The sequence below is a fragment of the Gemmatimonadota bacterium genome (assembly GCA_041390125.1).
GTDB lineage: Bacteria > Gemmatimonadota > Gemmatimonadetes > Longimicrobiales > Gaopeijiaceae > JAGQIF01.
Window position 1 is genome coordinate 400787 of the sequence record JAWKQN010000002.1, and the last position, 19015, is coordinate 419801.

At 70.0% G+C, this 19015-nt stretch carries 13 protein-coding genes; 11 read left to right on the forward strand and 2 right to left on the reverse strand.

Features of this window, described 5'->3' with window-relative positions:
* The first annotated feature begins 6 nt into the window (after nucleotides 1–6).
* The 7 genes from R3E98_01540 (at nucleotide 7) to R3E98_01570 (ending at nucleotide 9680) form a co-directional block, all read left to right on the forward strand.
* Nucleotides 7–1356, forward strand: coding sequence for a hypothetical protein (locus R3E98_01540; protein MEZ4422066.1), 1350 nt, complete (start codon nucleotides 7–9; stop codon nucleotides 1354–1356).
* Between the two features lie 150 nt (nucleotides 1357–1506).
* The gene (locus tag R3E98_01545; GenBank protein MEZ4422067.1) at nucleotides 1507–2613 is read left to right on the forward strand and encodes a sulfotransferase domain-containing protein; all 1107 of its coding nucleotides are present in this window, start codon (nucleotides 1507–1509) and stop codon (nucleotides 2611–2613) included.
* Nucleotides 2614–2657: 44 nt separating this feature from the next.
* A complete protein-coding gene (gene otsB / locus R3E98_01550) occupies nucleotides 2658–3419 on the forward strand; it encodes a trehalose-phosphatase (protein MEZ4422068.1) in 762 nt (253 codons plus the stop codon).
* A 19-nt stretch (nucleotides 3420–3438) separates the two neighbouring features.
* Nucleotides 3439–5223, forward strand: a complete 1785-nt coding sequence (locus R3E98_01555) for a glycoside hydrolase family 15 protein (GenBank protein ID MEZ4422069.1) — start codon at nucleotides 3439–3441, stop codon at nucleotides 5221–5223.
* Nucleotides 5220–6599, forward strand: coding sequence for a trehalose-6-phosphate synthase (locus R3E98_01560; protein MEZ4422070.1), 1380 nt, complete (start codon nucleotides 5220–5222; stop codon nucleotides 6597–6599). The genes R3E98_01555 and R3E98_01560 overlap by 4 nt, the downstream gene beginning before the upstream one ends.
* A gap of 69 nt (nucleotides 6600–6668) precedes the next feature.
* On the forward strand, nucleotides 6669–8663 hold the full coding sequence (locus R3E98_01565) for a S9 family peptidase (GenBank protein MEZ4422071.1): 1995 nt from the start codon (nucleotides 6669–6671) through the stop codon (nucleotides 8661–8663).
* A gap of 63 nt (nucleotides 8664–8726) precedes the next feature.
* Nucleotides 8727–9680: a hypothetical protein gene (locus R3E98_01570; protein MEZ4422072.1), complete on the forward strand. Its 954-nt coding sequence runs from the start codon at nucleotides 8727–8729 to the stop codon at nucleotides 9678–9680.
* A 130-nt stretch (nucleotides 9681–9810) separates the two neighbouring features.
* Here the strand turns inward: R3E98_01570 and R3E98_01575 are convergent, their stop codons facing one another.
* Both R3E98_01575 and xth read right to left on the reverse strand, forming a co-directional pair.
* Nucleotides 9811–12552: an Ig-like domain-containing protein gene (locus R3E98_01575; GenBank protein ID MEZ4422073.1), complete on the reverse strand. Its 2742-nt coding sequence runs from the start codon at nucleotides 12550–12552 to the stop codon at nucleotides 9811–9813.
* Nucleotides 12553–12679: 127 nt separating this feature from the next.
* Nucleotides 12680–13468, reverse strand: coding sequence for an exodeoxyribonuclease III (xth, locus tag R3E98_01580; protein ID MEZ4422074.1), 789 nt, complete (start codon nucleotides 13466–13468; stop codon nucleotides 12680–12682).
* Between the two features lie 200 nt (nucleotides 13469–13668).
* On the opposite strand from xth, the gene R3E98_01585 reads away from it, so the two are divergent.
* The 4 genes from R3E98_01585 (at nucleotide 13669) to R3E98_01600 (ending at nucleotide 18969) form a co-directional block, all read left to right on the forward strand.
* On the forward strand, nucleotides 13669–14010 hold the full coding sequence (locus tag R3E98_01585) for a PadR family transcriptional regulator (GenBank protein ID MEZ4422075.1): 342 nt from the start codon (nucleotides 13669–13671) through the stop codon (nucleotides 14008–14010).
* 2 nt (nucleotides 14011–14012) lie between these two features.
* Nucleotides 14013–16760: an ABC transporter permease gene (locus tag R3E98_01590; GenBank protein ID MEZ4422076.1), complete on the forward strand. Its 2748-nt coding sequence runs from the start codon at nucleotides 14013–14015 to the stop codon at nucleotides 16758–16760.
* A 77-nt stretch (nucleotides 16761–16837) separates the two neighbouring features.
* On the forward strand, nucleotides 16838–18100 hold the full coding sequence (locus R3E98_01595) for an aminoacetone oxidase family FAD-binding enzyme (protein MEZ4422077.1): 1263 nt from the start codon (nucleotides 16838–16840) through the stop codon (nucleotides 18098–18100).
* A gap of 23 nt (nucleotides 18101–18123) precedes the next feature.
* Entirely contained in the window at nucleotides 18124–18969 is an 846-nt protein-coding gene (locus tag R3E98_01600) for a neutral zinc metallopeptidase (GenBank protein MEZ4422078.1), read from the forward strand.
* Nucleotides 18970–19015: the final 46 nt, after the last annotated feature.

Consider the following 19015-nt stretch of genomic DNA (forward strand, 5'->3'; position numbering starts at 1 on the left):
GAGACCATGAAGACCATGACAACCAAGGCACACCGGAGGGGCCTGACCGCGATCGCGATCGCGGGTGCAGCGCTCCTGGGATCGGCCTGCTCCGTGGACGAGCTGTTGGAGGTGAACAACCCCGCCGAGCTCAACGAGGAGCTGCTGCAGGATTCCACGCTGGTCAACGTGTTGCTCAACGGGGTGATCGGCGACTTCCAGGCCGCATACTCCGACCCGTTCATCTGGCGGGGCAGCATGTTCACCGACCAGCAGATCACCGGCATCAATTGGGAGCAGACGGCTCGTCTGAGTCAGCGCGTGGTGCGCTTCGACGAAGGGGATGCCGACCTGATGTTCTCCGATCTGAGCCGGGCCCGGGCGCAGGCCGACAGTGTGGCCGGCCGCTTCCGCACCCTGCTGGCCACGCCGTCGGCGGATGAGCGCATGGCCACGGCGTTGGCCTACGCGGGATATTCCTACATCCTGCTGGCCGATGCGATGTGCGAAGCCACGGTGAACGTCGGCTCGGAGATCTATGAGCCGCTGCAGCTCTATCAGTTCGCCGTGGACCGGCTGGACGAGGCGCTCAGCATCGCTCAGACCGCCGGGGACGACGAGATCGCGAACCTGGCGCGGGTGGGGCTGAGCAGGGCGCACCTGAACCTGGGCAACGATGCCGAGGTCCTGGCCATCGCGCAGCAGGTGCCCGAGGAGTTCCGGAGGTGGGTGGAGTACAGCGACACCGACCCCCGGACCTACAACATCCTCGAGGCCCGTGTGACGGGCGCCAACCACTCGTTGGGGATGCACCCGCACTTCCTGGCGGGGGGTCCCGACAACTTCGGCGAGCAGGATCTGGAGCCTTTCCTGACCGACCCGCGCGTGCAGCACCTGCCGGATTGGCGGCTGGGCCACAACCGGCTCACGCAGCTCTACACGCCCAAGCAGGGGCTCATGTTCTCCGAGTACAACGGAGAGACCTTCGCGAACGGCGGCACCCCGCCGGACTTCCTGCAGGGCACGGACATCACGTTCGCGTCCGGCCTGGAGGCTCGTCACAACTACTACGAAGCGCTGGGGCCGTCGCAGGAGACGCTGGACTTCGTGAACGAGAGGCGGGCCGTGGGCAACCAGGCGCCCGTCACCCTGTCCGGCGACGAGCTGATGATGGAGCTGCGCGACCAGCGTGGTCGGGACCTGTTCCTGAGCGGGCACCGTCTCGGTGACCTGCGGCGCTGGCTGCGGGAAGGGGACAACATGTTCCCCCAGGGTCAGCACCCCAATGAGCAGTGGGGCGACTACGGCACCGCGACCTGCTACCCCATGCCGCTCGAGGAGTACGAGGGGAACCCGAACGTCAACGTGCCGAGCTGACGCTCGAGGCGGGAGGGAGTTCCGGGGGTGCGGCCACACGGCCGCACCCCCGTTCTCGTAGGCAAGAGCACCGGCCCGGCTTCCGGCACGCCTCCTGCCACACCAGATTGCGGCCGCTTCGCGGTGGACCCCAACCGGAACGCAAGGACGATGGGCTGGATCCTGCTGGTCGTGGTGCTGCTGGTGGTCTTCCTCGTGGTCCAGGTGGTCCACCTCTCGGTGGTCCTGACCTGGGAGGACCAGCAGACGGTCGGGCTCGGGTACTATGGCCGGCCTCCGGGTGAGCGGGCGGCGTTCAAGGCCCGCCTGCGGACCCAGGCCCGGCTGCTCCGGCCCATCCTGCGCCTGATCGGCCGCTTCAACCGCTTCACCTTCGAGAAGGCCAGCTTCCAGCAGGACGGGCTGGCCGGCCCCCGCGGGACGTGCAATCCGGAGAGCTTCGCCGACGCCCGGCGCTACGTGCCCTCCGCCGAGGACGTCTTCGTGGTCACGCAGATGAAGTGCGGGACCACCTGGATGCAGCAGGTCGTCTACGAGACCGTGATGAGAGGCCACGGCGACCTGGTGGAGCGGGGCACCACGCTCTACGCGATCTCGCCCTGGATCGAGGCTCGCAAGAGCGTGGGTGTCCGGGAGGCCCCCCGGGTGGGGGATGAGCGTCCGTCCCGCATCATCAAGACCCATCTGCCGGCGACCGCGTGCCCCTGGAGCCCGGAGGCGAAGTACATCTACGTCGCCCGCCATCCCGTCTCCTGCTTCGCGAGCTGTGTCGACTTCATCGCCACCAACGCGGGTGCCCTGGCCCCGCCCCTGGACGTCTCCGAGGCCTGGTTCCGCTCTCCCGAGTGGATGTGGTGGGGCACCTGGACGGACCACGTGGCCGGGTGGTGGGATCAGGCCCAGCAGCACCCCAATGTGCTCTTCGTCCACTTCGAGGAGATGAAGGCCGATCCCGGTGCGATCGTCGACCGGGTGGCGGCCTTCCTGGGCCTCCGGCCACTCGACGCCGAGGAGCGCGCCGCCGTGGTGCGCAAGAGCGGCTTTGCATACATGCAGGAACATCAGGACACGTTCGAGATGCACCCGCCGCACATCCTCGCCGTCGATGCCCAACTGTTCGTGCGCGGCACGTCGGATCGGCACAAAGACGTGCCGCCGGATGTACGCTCCCGCCTGTCCGCGTGGTGTGCACAGGAGATGAGCACCCGCGCGTACCCGCTCCAGGAGACCTATCCGGACGTGTCCGGCTCGGGCTGAGCCCGACCGCGTCCGCCCCTCGACCGGAGGATCCCGCACCCGTCATGACCCTGTCCCGCCCACCCGCCGTCCCCCCCGCCCAGGAGCGCTGGGCCCTCTTCCTCGACGTGGACGGCACCCTGGTGGAGCTGGCGCCCCGGCCGGACGAGGTCGTCGTCCGCGACGGCCTGCTGCCCCTGCTGCGGGACCTGCGCGGCCGACTCGACGGCGCGCTGGCGCTCGTCAGCGGGCGGGGGATCGACGACCTGGACCGCATCGTCCGACCGCTACGCCTTCCCGCGGTGGGGTTGCACGGGCTCGAACGCCGACACGCGGATGGACATCGGGAGGACCCACCCCTCCCGGCGGGCTGGGAGGAGATCCGGGAACGCCTGCGGCGCTTCGCCACCGACGAGGACGGCGTGCTGCTCGAGGACAAGGGCGCCGCCCTCGCCCTGCACTACCGCCAGGCGCCGGACGCCGAAGCGCGGGCCCACGCCGAGATCGAGGCTGCACAAGCGGCGTTGGGCCCACCCGCGACGGTCCAGCCCGGCAAGATGGTCGCGGAGCTTCGGGCAGGCCCCGCCGACAAGGGCGATGGCATCCGCGCCCTGCTCGACACGGAGGGCTTCGCCGGACGCACTCCCGTCTTCCTCGGGGATGACCTGACCGATCAGGCCGGGTTCTCGGCCGTGAACGAACGGGACGGCCTCTCCATCCACGTGGGCTCCGGCGATCCCGGGGTGGCCCACCACCACCTGCCCGACGTGACGGCCGTGCACGCGTGGCTGCGTCACCTCTCCGAAGCGCTCGCCGCTCGCCGCTGAACCACAACCCGGTCCCCCGATGCCCAACCTGCAGCTCGCCGCCATCGGCAATTGTCAGATCGCGTCCCTGATCGACGACCGTGCGCGCATGGTCTGGACCTGCCTCCCGCGTCTGGACGGCGATCCCGTCTTCTGCTCGCTGCTGCAGGAGGAGGAGGACCCGGCCGCGGGCTTCTTCGACGTCGAGCTCAGCGGCGCCGTGTCGAGCACCCAGCGGTATCGTCTGAACACACCGATCCTCGAGACGGTCCTGACCGACGATCAGGGAGCACAGGTCGAGATCGTGGACTTCGCGCCCCGATTCCCGCTCTACGGCCGTACCTTCCGACCGGCAATGCTGATCCGACAGCTCCGTCCGCTCACGGGCCGTCCCCGCATCCGGCTGCGGTTGCGCCCGGTGGGACGGTACGGCGCCGTCCGACCGGACACCACGCAAGGCAGCAACCACATCCGCTTCCTGCTCCCCGAGCAGGTGCTGCGCGTCACCACGGACGGGTCCACCTCCGCGCTGCTGGAAGAGCGGGCCTTCGTGCTGGATCAGCCCGTGACGCTCGTGCTCGGTCCCGATGAGCCGGTGACGGAAGCCCCGGGAGACCTCGGGCGACGCTTCCTCGAACTCACCACCGAATACTGGCAACGGTGGACGCGGGGCCTGACCATCCCGCTGGAGTGGCAGGATGCGGTGATCCGTGCCGCCATCACCCTCAAGCTCTGCACGTTCGAGGACACGGGCGCCGTCGTGGCCGCCATGACCACCTCCATCCCGGAGGCGCCAGGCACCGTGCGTACGTGGGACTACCGGTACTGCTGGTTGCGGGATGCCTACTTCGTCGTGCAGGCCATGAACCGTCTCGGCGCCACGAAGACCATGGAGTCGTACCTCCGCTTCCTGATGGACCTCGCAGCCCGATCGGGGGATAACCACCTACAGCCGGTCTACGGCATCACGGGCTCCGCGCGACTCGAGGAGATCCACGTCGACACGCTCCCCGGGTACCGGGGGATGGGGCCCGTGCGTGTGGGGAATCAGGCGCATGAGCAGGTCCAGAACGACGTCTACGGCTCGGTCGTGTTGGCGTCGATGCAGTCGTTCTTCGATCAGCGCCTGGTGCATTCGGGAGGGATCGATGCATTTCGCGCGCTGGAGCCGTTGGGCGAGCAGGCCCTGCTGCGCTACGACCAACCGGACGCGGGACCCTGGGAGTACCGGGGCCGTGCGCGGGTGCACACGTTCTCCGCGGTCATGTGCTGGGCCGCGTGTGACCGCCTGGCGCGGATCGCCCGCGTCCTCGGGCTCGACGACCCCGCAGCGCGCTGGCGGAGCCACGCGGACCGGCTGCATGCCGAGATCGCGCGCGAAGCCTGGAACCCCGGGCTCGGCGCCTTCGCGGAGTCGTTCGGCGGCGACAGCCTCGACGCGAGCCTCCTGCTGCTCAGCGACCTGCGCTTCCTCTCCCCCGACGACCCCCGTTTCCGCGGCACCGTCCAGGCCATCGAGAAGGACCTTCGGCGCGGGGACTACCTCTTCCGCTACTCGGCGGACGACGACTTCGGCGCCCCGGAGACCGCCTTCACCGTCTGCACGTTCTGGTTCATCGGCGCCCTCGTGGCGACCGGCCGCCGGGACGAGGCCCGCGAGCTCTTCGAGCACCTGTTGGCCCGTCGCAACCGATTGGGCCTGCTGTCGGAGGACATCGACCCCATCACCCACGAGCTGTGGGGCAACTTCCCCCAGACCTACAGCATGGTGGGCATCATCAATTCGGCCATGTTGTTGAGTCGGCCCTGGGAGGACGCGATATGAGCCGGGTGGTGGTGGTCTCCAACCGCGTCCCCGATCCGAGAACCGGGGAGGTGGCGGGCGGACTCGCCGTCGGTGTCCACGCCGCGCTGGCCGGCACGGGCGGGCTGTGGTTCGGGTGGAGCGGAGACGAGGGCGCTGCGGACGAGAGCCCCGAGGTCCTCGTGCACGAGGGCATCCGCTACGTCACGCTCGATCTCTCCCAGGAGGAGATCGACGGGTACTACAACGGGTTCTGCAACAACGCGCTCTGGCCGCTGTTCCACTACCTGCTTGGCTTCCTGAAGTACGACCGGCGCGAGTTCGAGATCTACCTGCGGGTCAACGCCCGCTTCGCGCGCACCCTCCTGCCTCGCCTGCAGCCCGACGACATCATCTGGGTCCATGATTTCCATCTGATCCCGCTCGCCTCGGAGCTGCGACGACTGGGTGCACGCCAGCCCATCGGCTTCTTCCTGCACACGCCGTTCCCGGACTATGACGTCCTGCGTGCGCTTCCGACGCATCGCGAGATGCTGCGCGGGCTCTGCGCGTACGATGTGATCGGGTTCCAGACGGAGCCGGACCTGCACTCGTTCCGCAACTGCCTGGACGCGGCGGACCTCGGCACGATCGAGGAAGCGGACCGCCGCGAGCCCTCGCGGCTCCGCGCCTCTCCCTGCGCCGACGTCTATCCTATCGGGATCGACGTGGACGACTGCGCGACCCGTGCCGTCGAGTCGGTGACACCCCGACCCGAGAAGACGATGGCGTCCTTCGGTGGCCGCGCGCTCGTCCTGGGTGTGGACCGCCTCGACTACAGCAAGGGGCTACCCGAGCGCTTCCAGTCGTTCGAACGACTCCTGGAGCGGTACCCGGAGCACGTGGGCCAGTTGGTCCTCATGCAGATCGCCCCACCTACGCGACAGGGGGTCCGCGCCTACGCGGAGATCCGCGAGACGCTCGAGCAACTGGCCGGCAACATCAACGGGACGTACGCGCAGATGGACTGGGTGCCCATCCACTACCTGAATCAGGGCGTGGAGCGCGCCCGCCTGCTCGGCATCATGCGGAGCGCCAAGGTGGGACTGGTGACGCCCATCCGGGACGGCATGAACCTCGTCGCGAAGGAGTACGTAGCGGCCCAGGACCCGGAAGACCCGGGTGTGCTGGTGCTCTCCACGCTGGCCGGCGCCGCCTGCGAGCTCGACGGAGCCGTGCTCGTGAACCCGTACGACCTCGACGGCGTCGCGGACGCCCTGCACCAGGTGATCGAAATGCCCCAGGCGGAACGGCGGCGTCGCCATGAGGCCATGATGCAGGTGCTGCGCCGCAACGACGTGCACGCCTGGGCCAACCGCTTCCTGGAGGCGCTGCGCGGTCAGCACGTCGACGCCTGAGGGCACCGCGAGGCTGGCGTCCCGGCCATCCGCTCCGGATACTGCGACGTCCGCAGACCCGGAGGCCTCGTGAAGATCTGCTCGCTCGCCCTGACGGCGGTGGTGTTGTCCGCCGCGCCGCTCCGGGCGCAGTCACGCCCGCTGACCCCCACCGATGCGTTGCGGCTCACCCAGGTGGGCGAGCCGCTGATCTCGCCGGACGGTCGCCGGGTGGTCTGGTCGCAGCGTACGATCGACTGGGACACCAACCGCTGGCACACCTCCTGGTGGTCGGCGCCGGCCACGGGCGGGACTCCCCGGCGTTTCCTCGGGGATCCTGAGCCCTCGGACGTCCTCTTCGCACCCACCGGTGGATCCCTTTCCTTCCTGCGCGAGGTCGACGGTCGCGCGCAGGTGCACGCGCTACCTCTCGCCGGAGGCGAGGCACGGGTCCTGACCCGCCATCCGACCTCGATCGAATCCCACGAATGGTCGGGCGACGGCCGCTGGATCGTCTTCCTCGCGCCCGACAGCACCGCACCCGCGGTGGAGGCCGGAGACGACGCCTGGTTCGTGGACGAGGGGCCGAACTCGGATCTCGCCGGCGTCTGGAAGAACCTCTGGTTGCTCGACCCGCGCGACGGCTCCACGCGACGGCTGACACGTCTCGCCATGCACGTCTTCGAGTACGAGGTCTCGCCCACCGGGGATCGGGTGCTGCTGGTCGCGCGCGCATCGTCCAACCGCAACGACATCGACCAGAACGAGATCTGGTTGCTCCACGTGCAGGACGGGCGGCTGGAGCGGCTCACGGACAACGCCGCCGTCGAGGACCGGGTGCAGTGGACGCCGGACGGGCGCGGGGTCACCTGGGCAGCCGACGACTCCATCTCGTGGACGCACAAGGAGGACAAGCTCTTCGCGCTCGACCTGGCGGACCGGCAGGTGCGGCTGCTTTCGGAGGCCTTTCCCGGCCGGATCGCTCGCTACTGGTGGCATCCGGACGGGCAGCGCATCCGCTTCACGGCGCTCGTGCGTACGAACACGAACCTGTGGGAGCTCGACACCGCGACCGGGGGCGTGCGCGCGTTGACCGACGCGACGGGAGATCTGGACGTCACCGCCCTGTCCGCCGATCAGCGCATGATGGCCTACACGTTCGCCGATCACGCCACGGCACCGGACGTCCTCGCGTCGCCGCTCCCCCGCGTCGAGCCCGTCCGGATCACGGACCTCGATCCCTGGCTGGAGCGGGAGGTGGCCCGCGCCGACATGGAGATCGTCCGCTGGCCCAGCGCGGACGGGCTGGAGATCGAGGGGCTTCTGTTCACGCCCCGGGGATCGGTCGGCCCGCTGCCGCTCGTGCTGCAGATCCATGGGGGCCCGCCCGGATTCTGGGACGACACCTGGACGCCCCAGCCCCACATCTACGCCGGCCTGGGCTATGCGGTCTTCGCGCCGAATGTCCGCGGAAGCGCCGGATACGGCGACACGATCCGCGAAGCCAACACGTTCTACCGCGGGGACGGCATCGGCATGGGAGACTACGACGACCTGATGACCGGGTTGGACATGCTGGTGCGCCGAGGCGTCGTCGACCCCGAGCGCATCGGCGTACGAGGATGGAGCTACGGGGCCATCCTGGGCGCATACGCGTTGACGCGCACCGACCGTTTCCGTGCCGCCGCGCTCGGAGCGGGCGTGTACGATTGGCGGGCCGAGTTCGGGATGGGCTACCACTGGGACGTCACGCGCTGGTACATCGGCGGGACCCCCTGGAGCGACCCCGCCGCCTGGGACGACCAGTCCACGTTGCCACAGGCCGACCGGATCACCACGCCGCTGCTGCTCTTCCATGGTCTGGCCGACCACACCACGTCGGAGCCCCAGAGCATGATGCTCTATTCGTCGTTACGGGTGCTGGGCAACGCGCCCGTGCGCTACCTCCGCGTTCCGCGCGAGTCACATGGCTTCCGCGAGCCGCTGCACATCCGGAGACAGATGGTCGAGGAGATCCGGTGGATGGAGCGCTGGGTACGGGAGCGGGAGTGGAACCCGGAGCCGCTCGGGCGAGCTGGCGGCTGACCCTTGTCCCACGCGCGCCCGACGGACAGCTTGGCGGCGTTCCTCCCCCGACCCGGAGCCACCGTGCAGATCTCCGCTCGACAGCCTCGCAGGGCCTGTGTGCTCCTGCTGTGCGCCGTCGGGGCGTGCGCGCCCGACGCACCGCCGCCCGCGACGGACGGACCGGCGCAGCCCGACACCGCGAGCACCGCGACCGCACCCCCCGCTCCCGACATCGTGCTGGCGGATCTGAGCGGGAGCGGTACGGCCCTCACGCTCTCCAATGCCCGCAACGCGACCGACCGCCCCGGATACGACAACCAACCCGCCTTCACGCCCGACGGACGCTTCCTGCTCTACACACAGGGAGAGGCGAACGGGCGCACGGACGTGCTGCGCCTCGACCTGACGACGGGTGCACGCCAACCCGTGGCGTCCACGCCGGATCAGAGCGAGTACTCGGCCCTGGTGCCGCCGGACGGCCGGGGTGTGGTCGTGGTCCGCGTGGAGCCCGACTCCACACAGCGCTTGTGGCGGACGGCCGTCGCGGACGAGCAGGTGGTCTTCCCCGACATCGCTCCGGTCGGCTATCACGCCTGGGTGGACGAGCGCCACGTCGCGCTCTTCGTGCTGGGCGATCCCGTCACCCTGGTGCTCGCAGACCCGACGACCGGGAGCACCCGTGTCGTGGACCAGCGCATCGGACGCTCCCTGCAGAGGGTGCCCGGACAACGGACCGTGAGCTACACCGCGGTGCCCGACAGTGTCGCATGGATCCGCGGCGTCGACGTCGACACGGGAGAGACGCATCCGATCGTGCCCGCCCTCGAAGGCAGCGAGGACCACGCCTGGACTCCGGACGGCGTCCTGCTGATGGGACAGGGAAGCAGGCTGTACGCGCGGGATCCCGGCGACCCGCAGGGGTCGTGGGCGCAGATCGCGGACCTGTCCGCATTGGGGAGCCGCATCTCCCGGATCGCGGTCCACCCGCAGGGCACGCAGATCGCGGTGGTGCTGGAGCCGGCACCCGCGTCCTGAGGCAGGAACGGGTCCTGAGGGCAGGAACGGGTCCTGAGGGCAGGAACGGGTCCTGAGGGCAGGAACGGGTCCTGAGGGCAGGAACGAAGAAGCGGGGAGGGCCAGGCCCTCCCCGCCGGGTCACGCGGCGTCACGTGTGCCCGCCGCCCCCTCCTCCGCAGTTCCCACCCCCACCACCTCCTCCACCACCCCCTCCTCCACCGCCACCACCGCCACCACCGCCACCACCTCCGGCCTGGTCGACCCAGATGTCGAGCCAGGTGAAGCGACCGGACGGGTCGAGCACCGGAACGTACTCCAGCTCCGGATCGGCGGCTTCGCCGCAGGCGTCCAGCGAGACGTTGCGCGGGACGGACACCCCGCCGACGAGGGCGAAGTCGTCCAGGCTGAAGGTGATGCGCCACCAGCCGTAGCGATGCTCGTTGGCCGGGATGGGCACGTCACGCAGGAAGAAGTTGTAGCCGTAGATGACCTTCCCGGCCACGTTGACCTCCGCGCTGTAGTACCCCGGGCCGTCGTTGCCCAGGCCCTCGGCGATCGTCCCCTCGAAGGCCGTGAAGCGCGGTTCGAGGGTGGTGTTGTCCAGCTTCTCGATCTTCAAGCGCGGGCTGACCGAGTAGATGGTCGGCAGGAACCCACCCGTCGAGCCATCGGTTCCGTGCATCTCGGACGGTCCCGACCCCGAGAGCAGGGTCATGTTGAACCCTGTCGCCGGGGCTGCCGTCCACGCGCTGAGCGTGTGTTCGATCCGCACGATCGAGTGCGTGTTCCACGTGTGGTGGGTCAGGTTGTCTCCCCAATCCACCTCCGCGGACTGCCGACCCAGGGCGCTGCCGTCGAACCACTGCGCCCGCCAGGTGTTGGCGTTCTGCTGCTGGAAGTACTGGACCCCACCGACCTCCACGTCCGGCGTGTTCCCGGACCAGAAGAACGCGTCGTTGGAGGGCACGGGGATGCTTTCCATCAGCGTGGGTCGAACGCCCGGATCCTGGGCGACCGGCAACCCGGTGACGCCGTATCCCTCGGCGAAGATCACGGGCCAGGAGAGGTTGTTTCCGTAGCCCTCCTCGGGCTCGCCTCCCCCTCCGCCACCCGGCTTGGCCACGACGACCTTCACCACGGCGCTGAGGGCGCCGCTGGTCACCGTGATGTCCGCCTCGCCGGCGGAATGCGCGCGAACGACCCCGGAGCCATCCACCGATGCGACGGTGGGGTCGCTGCTCACGAAGGTGAACGTGCGACCCGGGACCGGATTCCCGCTGTGATCCTGCACCTCGGCGATCAGCGTGAGCTCGTCACCCGGATGGGCCGTCCAGGCCGTGGGCGTGACGGACAGCACGCCATCGTTCGCAGGAGGTGGCGCCGCCACGACGGTGATCTCCACAGATCCACTCACCCCACCGCTCGTCGCGATCGCGCGGAAGGTGCCCACGAACCCGGCCTTGAAGTCCACGGCCGAACCGACCGTGTCCATCGGGACTCCGATGTCGTGGTGCGACGTCGCCCACGTGATGGTACGGTCGGGCAGCGCCTTTCCGGACGCGTCGTAGGCCAGGGCGCTCACCCGCACCAGGGTGCCCTTCACGACGGTCGTCGCGGAGGCCGTGACCGTCACGGACGCGACGGGCACCGGCGCTGCCGGCGTCACGACCACCTGCGCCCACCCCCGCACGCCGTCGGCCACGACGCCGATGCGGGTCGAGCCGGGCGCAACCGCAGTGACCACGCCACGCTCGCTGACGACGGCCACAGCCGCGTTCTCGGTGAACCAGGTGACGTCCATCGTGTTGGGCTTGCCTGCGCCATCCTTCACGGCCGCCGCGATCGTGGCGACCTGTCCGGGAAGCAGCGTCAGGCTGTTCGGCGTCAGGCTCACGGCCCAGACCGAGGGGACAACCTCGAGTGCTACCTGGGCCTGCACGCCGTCCACGTCGATGGTCACCGTGGCGGTGCCGGGGCCCCTGGCGGTCACGACCCCGTCGGCGTCCACCGCCAGAACGTTCTCGTCCGAAGAGGTGAACGTCATCGGTCGCTCGAGCCCGCTTCCGGTCACGTCGTAGACCGAAACACCGATGGTGGTGGTCTCCCCGACCCGAAGCTGCGTCAGAGCGACATCGGGATCGATCCGGTCCACCCACGGCGCGATCTCCCGGACGGCATAGACGCCCGACCCGTCGACATCGCCTTCGACGTACGCCCCCATGGGGTCGCCGAGCCCGGGCACGGCCTCCCATCCTGCCCCGGTCCAACGGTGGAGCCGGAGGAAGACCGGACGGGCATCCGGGCCCAGCGCGTTCGGCTCATAGCGTAGCCGCACCCGGACCGGGTGGCCGAGCACGACGTCACCGAAGCGCACCGTATGCGCCGAGCCGGCCACGATGCCGTCGGTGCCGTACTCGGAGGCGAACGACCACTCGGCCGAGACGAACGTCCGTTCGGACAGCGCCGCGGCGGGTACGACCAGGCGGATCTGCTCGTCCATCGAGCTGAGCTGACCGCCTTCGGGGCCGATCTCACGCCCCCAGGGTGTGATCACGACCTTGCGGGTCGCCGTGCGCCGACCGCTGGTGGCCGTCAGGATGACGGTACCGGAGTGACGCGCGACCAGCTTTCCTTCCACGACCTCCGCACACAGGGCGTCGGACGTGGACCAACTCGCGTTCAGGGCTTCGATGCGCCCCGATGTGTAGACCGCCTGGGCCGCCACAGGTAGCGAGGTGCCCGCGGCCAGGGTGGCCACCGGCAGATCGATGCGGAAATCCGACACGTTCTCGACCAACGGCCCGGTGGAGTCGGAGCAGGCCCCGATCCCCCCGAGGACGACGAGAACGGCGAAGCGGCCCCAGCGCGAGAAGGCAGGTCTGGACGACATGGTGCCCTCCTCACCTCCAGGGTTCCGTCGGCCGGCCGAATGCGCGACCGACGCCAGGAAAAGGTGGCGGAGTGGCAGCTGCTCGTCTGTCGGAAGGAGGACTACGGGTCCCGCGCGGAAAGATCCGTCAGCGTGAGAACGTCACCACCACCGGCGTGTGATCCGACGGTTTCGACTCGAAGTGGAGCTTCTTGCGCGCCTCCCGGTCCACGCGCGTCTCCAGCACCTGGCCGGCCAGCGGCGGTGTGGCGAACACGTGGTCGATCCGCAGCCCGTCGTTCTTGGGGAACGCCAGGCGCTGGTAGTCCCACCACGTGAACCAGTTGTCTTGCGGACGCCGGGCAGCCACCACGTCCACCAGCCCCCATCCTTCGAAGCGCGCGAGTGCAGCGCGGGCGTCCGCGTGGCAGAGCACGCTCGCTCCCCAGCGTTCCGGAAACGCGACATCGAGGTCGGTCGGAGCCACGTTGAAGTCACCGACCAGGGCCAGTGGGGCCTCGAGGCTCGCGGTGGCCCGCAGGTGGTCCAGGAGGCGGTCCATCCACCGCAGCTTGGCCGCGTACCGCTCGGTGCCCACCATCTGGCCGTTCGGGAAGTACGCGCTGATCACCCGCACGCCGTCCACCAGGGCCGAGATGAGCCGCGCTTCCTCCTCGGGGCCGTCGCCGGGGAGGCCCCGCTCCACCGCCTCGGGCGCGGACCGCGCCAGGATGGCCACGCCGTTGTAGGCCTTCTGCCCGTGCACCACCGCGTGGTACCCCACCGCCTCGATCGCCTCGAAGGGGAAGGCGTCGTCGGGGATCTTGGTCTCCTGGAGGCAGAGCGCGTCCGGGCGCTCCCGCTCCAGCCAGTCGAGCACGCGATCGAGGCGGACCTTGATGGAGTTGATGTTCCAGGTGGCGATCTTGAACGACACGCAGGTCTCCTTCCAGCGGGCGGCGGAGGAACGTGGACCGTGGCATGGGCCGCGGAGCGGAAGGTACTGGAACAGCGTCGGGGGATCACCCGACGCCCTGGGGCTCGGCGACGCCCGGCGTACGCGGTCGCGCCCCGGGCGGATCTCCTTGACAGTCCAGGAGAGCGGCCTAGCTTCTCCTAATTCATCTAGGAGAGCCGATGACCGACCGCGCCGACCCCCTTCCCGGGACCCTGGATCTGTTGATCCTCAAGGCCATCTCCCTCGGGCACGTGCATGGCTACGGGGTCCTGCTCCGCATCGAGCAGATCTCCGGAGGCGCCCTGGAGATCAAGCAGGGAGCCCTCTACCCCGCCCTCTACCGGCTCGAACACCAGGGCCTGATCGAGAGCGAGTGGGGAACGTCCGAGAACAATCGGCGCGCCAAGTTCTACCGGCTGACCGGTGCAGGACGGAAGCGCTTCGGGGAGGAGAAGGCGAGCTGGAACCGCCTGGCCGACGCCATCGCGTTGGCGCTGACCGCCACGCCCCTGGAGACCTGAGCATGGATCCACGACCTGGCTCCTCGGGGATCCGCCGCCTCGTGGCGCGCGTGCGCTCGCTGTGGAGAGGACTGCGTCACCGCTCGGAGATGGAAGCAGAGATGCTCGAGGAGTTCCGCCATCACATCGAGCTCCGCACGGAGGCCCTGATCCGGGAGGGCCTGGATCCGCGCGCTGCGGCCCGGCGCGCCCATCTGGAGTTCGGGCACATCGAGACGCACCGCGACGACGCACGAACGGCGCGGGGTCTGGGCCTCTTCGACGGTGTCCGCTTCTCGTCGCTCGACCTGAAGGTGGCGCTACGCATGGTGCGCAAGCATCCCTGGCTCACCGTCGTCGCGGTCTTCGCGCTGGCCGTGGGGATCCCCGTGGGGCTCGCGCCGATGCACCTGTCGGGCGTGTTCGACGCACCGCTGCCGGAAGACCCGGGGCGCCGCGTCTGGGCGCTGCGCCTGTGGCAGCCCCTGACCAGCAGCGTCGCCACACCCCGGCTCGACGACTTCGAATACTGGTCGCGGGAGCTTTCGTCCTTCGCTCGGCTGGGCGCCTTCCAGAGCTCCACGTTCAACGTCGACGCCGACGATGGCCGCGCCCCGCCGGTCCGGGGGGCTCACGTCACCGCGTCCACGTTCGACATCCTCGGTCGGCCCGCCCTGCTGGGCCGCACCCTGCTTCCCTCGGATCAGGCGGCGGACGCTCCCGACGTCGTGGTCCTCGGGCATGGGCTGTGGACGGCACGCTTCGGTGCCGATCCCACGCTCGTGGGAAGGACGATCCGCATCGGCGGTGCGCCGCATACGGTGGTCGGGGTCATGCCGGCCGGCTTCCTGTTTCCGTGGGCCGACCAGATCTGGTTGCCGCTCCGCGAGGCCCCGCTGGCCTCGGCAGCGCGGCTCCAGGGCCTGCGCGTCTTCGGCCGTCTCACCGACGGCGTCTCGGTCGAGGAGGCGCAGACGGAGCTCAGTGCGGCCGGACGCGCCCCCGTCGAGGAGGACTCCTCCCTACGCGTCCGTCTACAACCGGAGGTGGTCCCCTTCGCGTTCTCCTACCTCTCCTTCCCCCGCGGAGGCCTGCGAAGCCTGCCCGAGTACCTGTTCTTCCAGACCCTGGCGTTGACCCTGCTGCTCGTGGCGTGCGGCAACGTCGCGATGCTGATCTTCGCGCGTACGGCCACACGCTTCCGGGAGCTTGCCATCCGGGGCGCGCTGGGGGCCGGTCGGGCCCGCATCGTTTCGCAGCTCTTCGTTGAAACGCTGGTGCTCGCTGTCCTCGCCGCCGGTATGGGCGTCTTCTTGCTCGACACCGCGCTCGGACGGTTGGATTTCGCGGGTTGGGCGGGCGTCGAGTCCCTTCCCTACTGGTTGTCCCTGGACGTCACGGGCGGCGGGCTCCTCAGCGCCCTGGTCCTGGCTGTCCTCAGCGCGACCCTCGCGGGCGTGCTGCCGGCGCTGCGCATCACGGGGCGCGACGTCAGCGACACGATCCGCAAGGCGAACGCGGGCCGTTCCGGTATCCGCTTCGGCGGCGCGATCGGAGCGCTGGTCGTGGCCGACGTGGCGGTCTCCGTCGTGGTCGTGTCCCTCGCGCTGTCGACGGTGGATCGGATGACCGATGCCGCCCGGGCAGCACAGGCCGCGGGCATTCCCGCCGATGAGTACCTGGCCGTGGACGTGCGGATGCCGGACGCCTCGCCGAGGGGCGGAGAGGCCGTGGAGCGGCAGCGCTTCCGGGAGGAGATGGCGGCCGTTCAGCGGGCGCTGGTCGAGCGCCTGCAGAACGAACCCGGCGTGCGTAGCGTGGCCGTGGCCGACGCATTGCCGCGCATGGACGCCCGTTCCCGGCCCGTCGAGATCGACGGTGTGACCCGCCCCGGCAGCATGCCGGGGTGGTACGTCAGCGCCGTGCGCATCGACCCGGGCTTCTTCTCCGCCCTGGAGACACCCATCCTCATGGGTCGTGACTTCGCTCTGGGGGACGTCGAGGACGGGGCCACGGCCGTGATCGTGAACGCGCCCTTCGTGGAGCGACTGCTCGCGGGACGCGACCCGATCGGTCAGCGCATCCGCTTCCTGACCGGAGCGAATGAAGGAGAGGGTCCCTGGTATCAGATCGTCGGCGTGGTCGGCCACCTCGGCATCAACATGGTGAACCCGGCGAGCGGAGAGGCGCTGTATCTCCCAACCGCGCCGGGGGACTTGAATCCTTTCCAGATCGGCATCCATGCCCGGGTCTCGCCCGAGACCCTGGTCCCTCGCGTGCGGGAGATCGTGGAGCAGGTGGCGCCCACCGCAATCGCCGGAGCTCCGAGACCGCTGGGACGGATCAACCAGGGCGACTGGTACCTGATCCTCGGAGTCGCCGCCGGGCTGGCGCTGCTGGTGGCCGTGCTGCTGGTGCTGGTGATCTCCGGCATCTACGCCATGATGTCCTTCTCGGTCTCCGAGCGGACCCGCGAGATCGGTGTCCGCGCCGCGTTGGGGGCGACCCGCCCCCGCCTGGTCTACACGGTGCTCCGTCGCTCGCTGCTGCAGATCGGGATCGGGGCCCTGTTGGGGCTGCCGTTGGCGGCACGGGTGTTCTACGAGTTGGGCCTGGCCAGCGGGAGCCGCCACGCCACCGTCGGCGCCGTGGCCTTGGCGCTGGGGCTCGCGGTGGGCGCGGTGGCGGTCGTGGGGGCGTCTTCCTGCTACGTTCCCATGCGACGGGTACTGGCCATCCAGCCGAACGAGGCGCTCCGAGCCGAAGGATGAGCTGATGTGATGCGGCCGCGGCCTGAGCCCAGCCCCCGCCGGCCTGTCCCGAAGGTCCAGGTCCGGCGGACACGGGCATGACGGAGTCCCCTGTTCCGCTCCCCGTCGCCGTCATCGGCGCCGGCGCCGCCGGCCTCATGGCGGCGCTGCACGCGGCGCGCGCCGGCGCGTCGGTGGTGTTGCTCGAGCGCACGTCGGATGGCGGGCGCAAGATCCTCATCAGCGGCGGAGGTCGCTGCAACGTGCTGCCGGCGGTGGAGCGGCCGGGCGCGTTCGTGACCGATTCGTCCGCGCGCCTGCTGCGCCGACTGCTCGGCGCCTGGCCCCTCGCCGAGCAGCGCGCCTTCTTCGAGTCCGACCTGGGCCTTCCCCTGTCCCTGGAAGCCGAGTCCGCCAAGCTCTTCCCGCGGAGCGGCAAGGCCCGCGACGTTCGCGACGCACTCCTCGACGCCGCCCGCGCCGCTGGAGTCCGCCCGTGGTTCGGCGCGGCGGTCACCGACGCGGTCCCGACCGGGAACGGATGGACGGTCCACCTGGAGGGCGCGCCACCCCTCATCGCCTGCGCCGTGGTGCTGGCCACCGGGGGCCTGTCCGTCCCCGCCACCGGGAGCGACGGCTTCGGCCTGAAGCTGGCGGACCGGCTCGGGCATACCGTCCATCCGACGTATCCGGCGCTCACGCCGCTCACGGCGGATCCGCCTCCGCATGCGCATCTGGCGGGGATCTCGCTCGAGGTCACCCTGCGGGCTCCGGCCGCCCGCCCCCGCGTCACCACGACGGGAGGCTTCCTGTTCACGCATCGTGGGTGGAGTGGTCCCGCGGTCCTGGACGCCTCGCACCTGGCCACCCGGGCCCGACTCGGGTTGGCGGAGCCCGATTCCGCGCGGATCCGGGTGGCCTGGACCCGGTTGGACCGAGACGCCTGGACCGCCGAGCTCCAGAGTGGGCCGGGCACCGTGGCGCGGGCGGTGGGACGCCACCTCCCCGACCGGCTGGTGGAGCAGCTGCTCGCACAGGCGGGCATCCCCGCGGACCGCACGCTGGCCCAGCTCCGCCGCGGGGAGCGGACCGCGCTCGTGGAAGCGCTGTGCGACACGCTCCTGCCCTGGACGGGCGACGAAGGCTACAAGAAGGCGGAGGTGACCGGCGGTGGCGTGGCGCTGTCGGAGATGGATCCGCACACGCTCGAGAGCCGCCTGTGCCCCGGGCTGTTCCTGTGCGGGGAACTCCTCGACGCATTCGGGCCTATCGGGGGACACAACTTCCAGTGGGCGTGGAGTACCGGCCGGGCGGCCGGGCTCGGGGCGGCGACCCACGCGCAGCGACCCCCGCACGCCTGAGGACATCCGCAGCCGGAGGGACCGTGGTCCAGTGGGAGAAGCGCGGCCGCAGCCGCAATCTGGAGGATCGGCGGGGGCAGCGGGTCGGACGGGCAGGGGTGGGCATCGGGGGCACCCTGTTGCTCCTGGTGCTCAGCGTCTTCTTCGGACCGGAAGTGCTCCAGGTGCTCGGACCGGTGGTCTCCGCCACCAACAATCGCCCGCAGGTCACGGAAGGCCCGTTGGAAACGACGGCCGCCGAAGAAGAGACCGTCGACTACGTGTCCTTCCTGCTGGACGACATGCAAGCGGTCTGGAACACGCGGCTGCCACGGATGGGCGCCGATTACCGCGAGACCACCCTCGTGCTGTTTCGTGACGCCACGCCGTCCGCATGCGGCCTGGGGCAGTCCGCGATGGGTCCGTTCTACTGTCCGCGCGATGAGAAGGTCTACCTCGACCTCTCGTTCTTCGACGAGCTGGCCCAGCGCTTCGGCGCTCCCGGCGATTTCGCGCAAGCGTACGTGCTCGCGCACGAGATCGGTCATCACGTCCAGAACGTGCTCGGCATCTCCACCGAGGTCTCCCGCTTGCAGCAGGCGCGTCCGAACCAGGCCAACCAGCTTTCGGTGCGGCTCGAGTTGCAGGCCGATTGCCTCGCGGGTGTCTGGGGCGCCTCCGCGGCCGCACAGGGCCGCCTGGAGCCGGGCGATGCGCAGGAGGGGCTACGCGCCGCGGCCGCGATCGGCGACGACCGCATCCAGCGTCAGACGCAGGGTCGGGTCGTGCCGGAGTCGTTCACCCACGGTACCTCCGAGCAGCGCCTCGAGTGGCTGCGTCGGGGCCTGCAGAGCGGCGACCCGAACACCTGCGACACGTTCGGCGCCTGACACCCCCGCGCGGGGGTCGTGCGGGAGTGTCCCGCCCGGGAGGACG

Bases quoted from the DNA above. Each gene is read 5' to 3' on its own strand.
- R3E98_01540 (MEZ4422066.1), top strand. From the start codon at position 7: ATGAAGACCATGACAACCAAGGCACACCGGAGGGGCCTGACCGCGATC.
- R3E98_01545 (MEZ4422067.1), top strand. From the start codon at position 1,507: ATGGGCTGGATCCTGCTGGTCGTGGTGCTGCTGGTGGTCTTCCTCGTG.
- otsB (MEZ4422068.1), top strand. From the start codon at position 2,658: ATGACCCTGTCCCGCCCACCCGCCGTCCCCCCCGCCCAGGAGCGCTGG.
- R3E98_01555 (MEZ4422069.1), top strand. From the start codon at position 3,439: ATGCCCAACCTGCAGCTCGCCGCCATCGGCAATTGTCAGATCGCGTCC.
- R3E98_01560 (MEZ4422070.1), top strand. From the start codon at position 5,220: ATGAGCCGGGTGGTGGTGGTCTCCAACCGCGTCCCCGATCCGAGAACC.
- R3E98_01575 (MEZ4422073.1), bottom strand. From the start codon at position 12,552: ATGTCGTCCAGACCTGCCTTCTCGCGCTGGGGCCGCTTCGCCGTTCTC.
- R3E98_01585 (MEZ4422075.1), top strand. From the start codon at position 13,669: ATGACCGACCGCGCCGACCCCCTTCCCGGGACCCTGGATCTGTTGATC.
- R3E98_01590 (MEZ4422076.1), top strand. From the start codon at position 14,013: ATGGATCCACGACCTGGCTCCTCGGGGATCCGCCGCCTCGTGGCGCGC.
- R3E98_01595 (MEZ4422077.1), top strand. From the start codon at position 16,838: ATGACGGAGTCCCCTGTTCCGCTCCCCGTCGCCGTCATCGGCGCCGGC.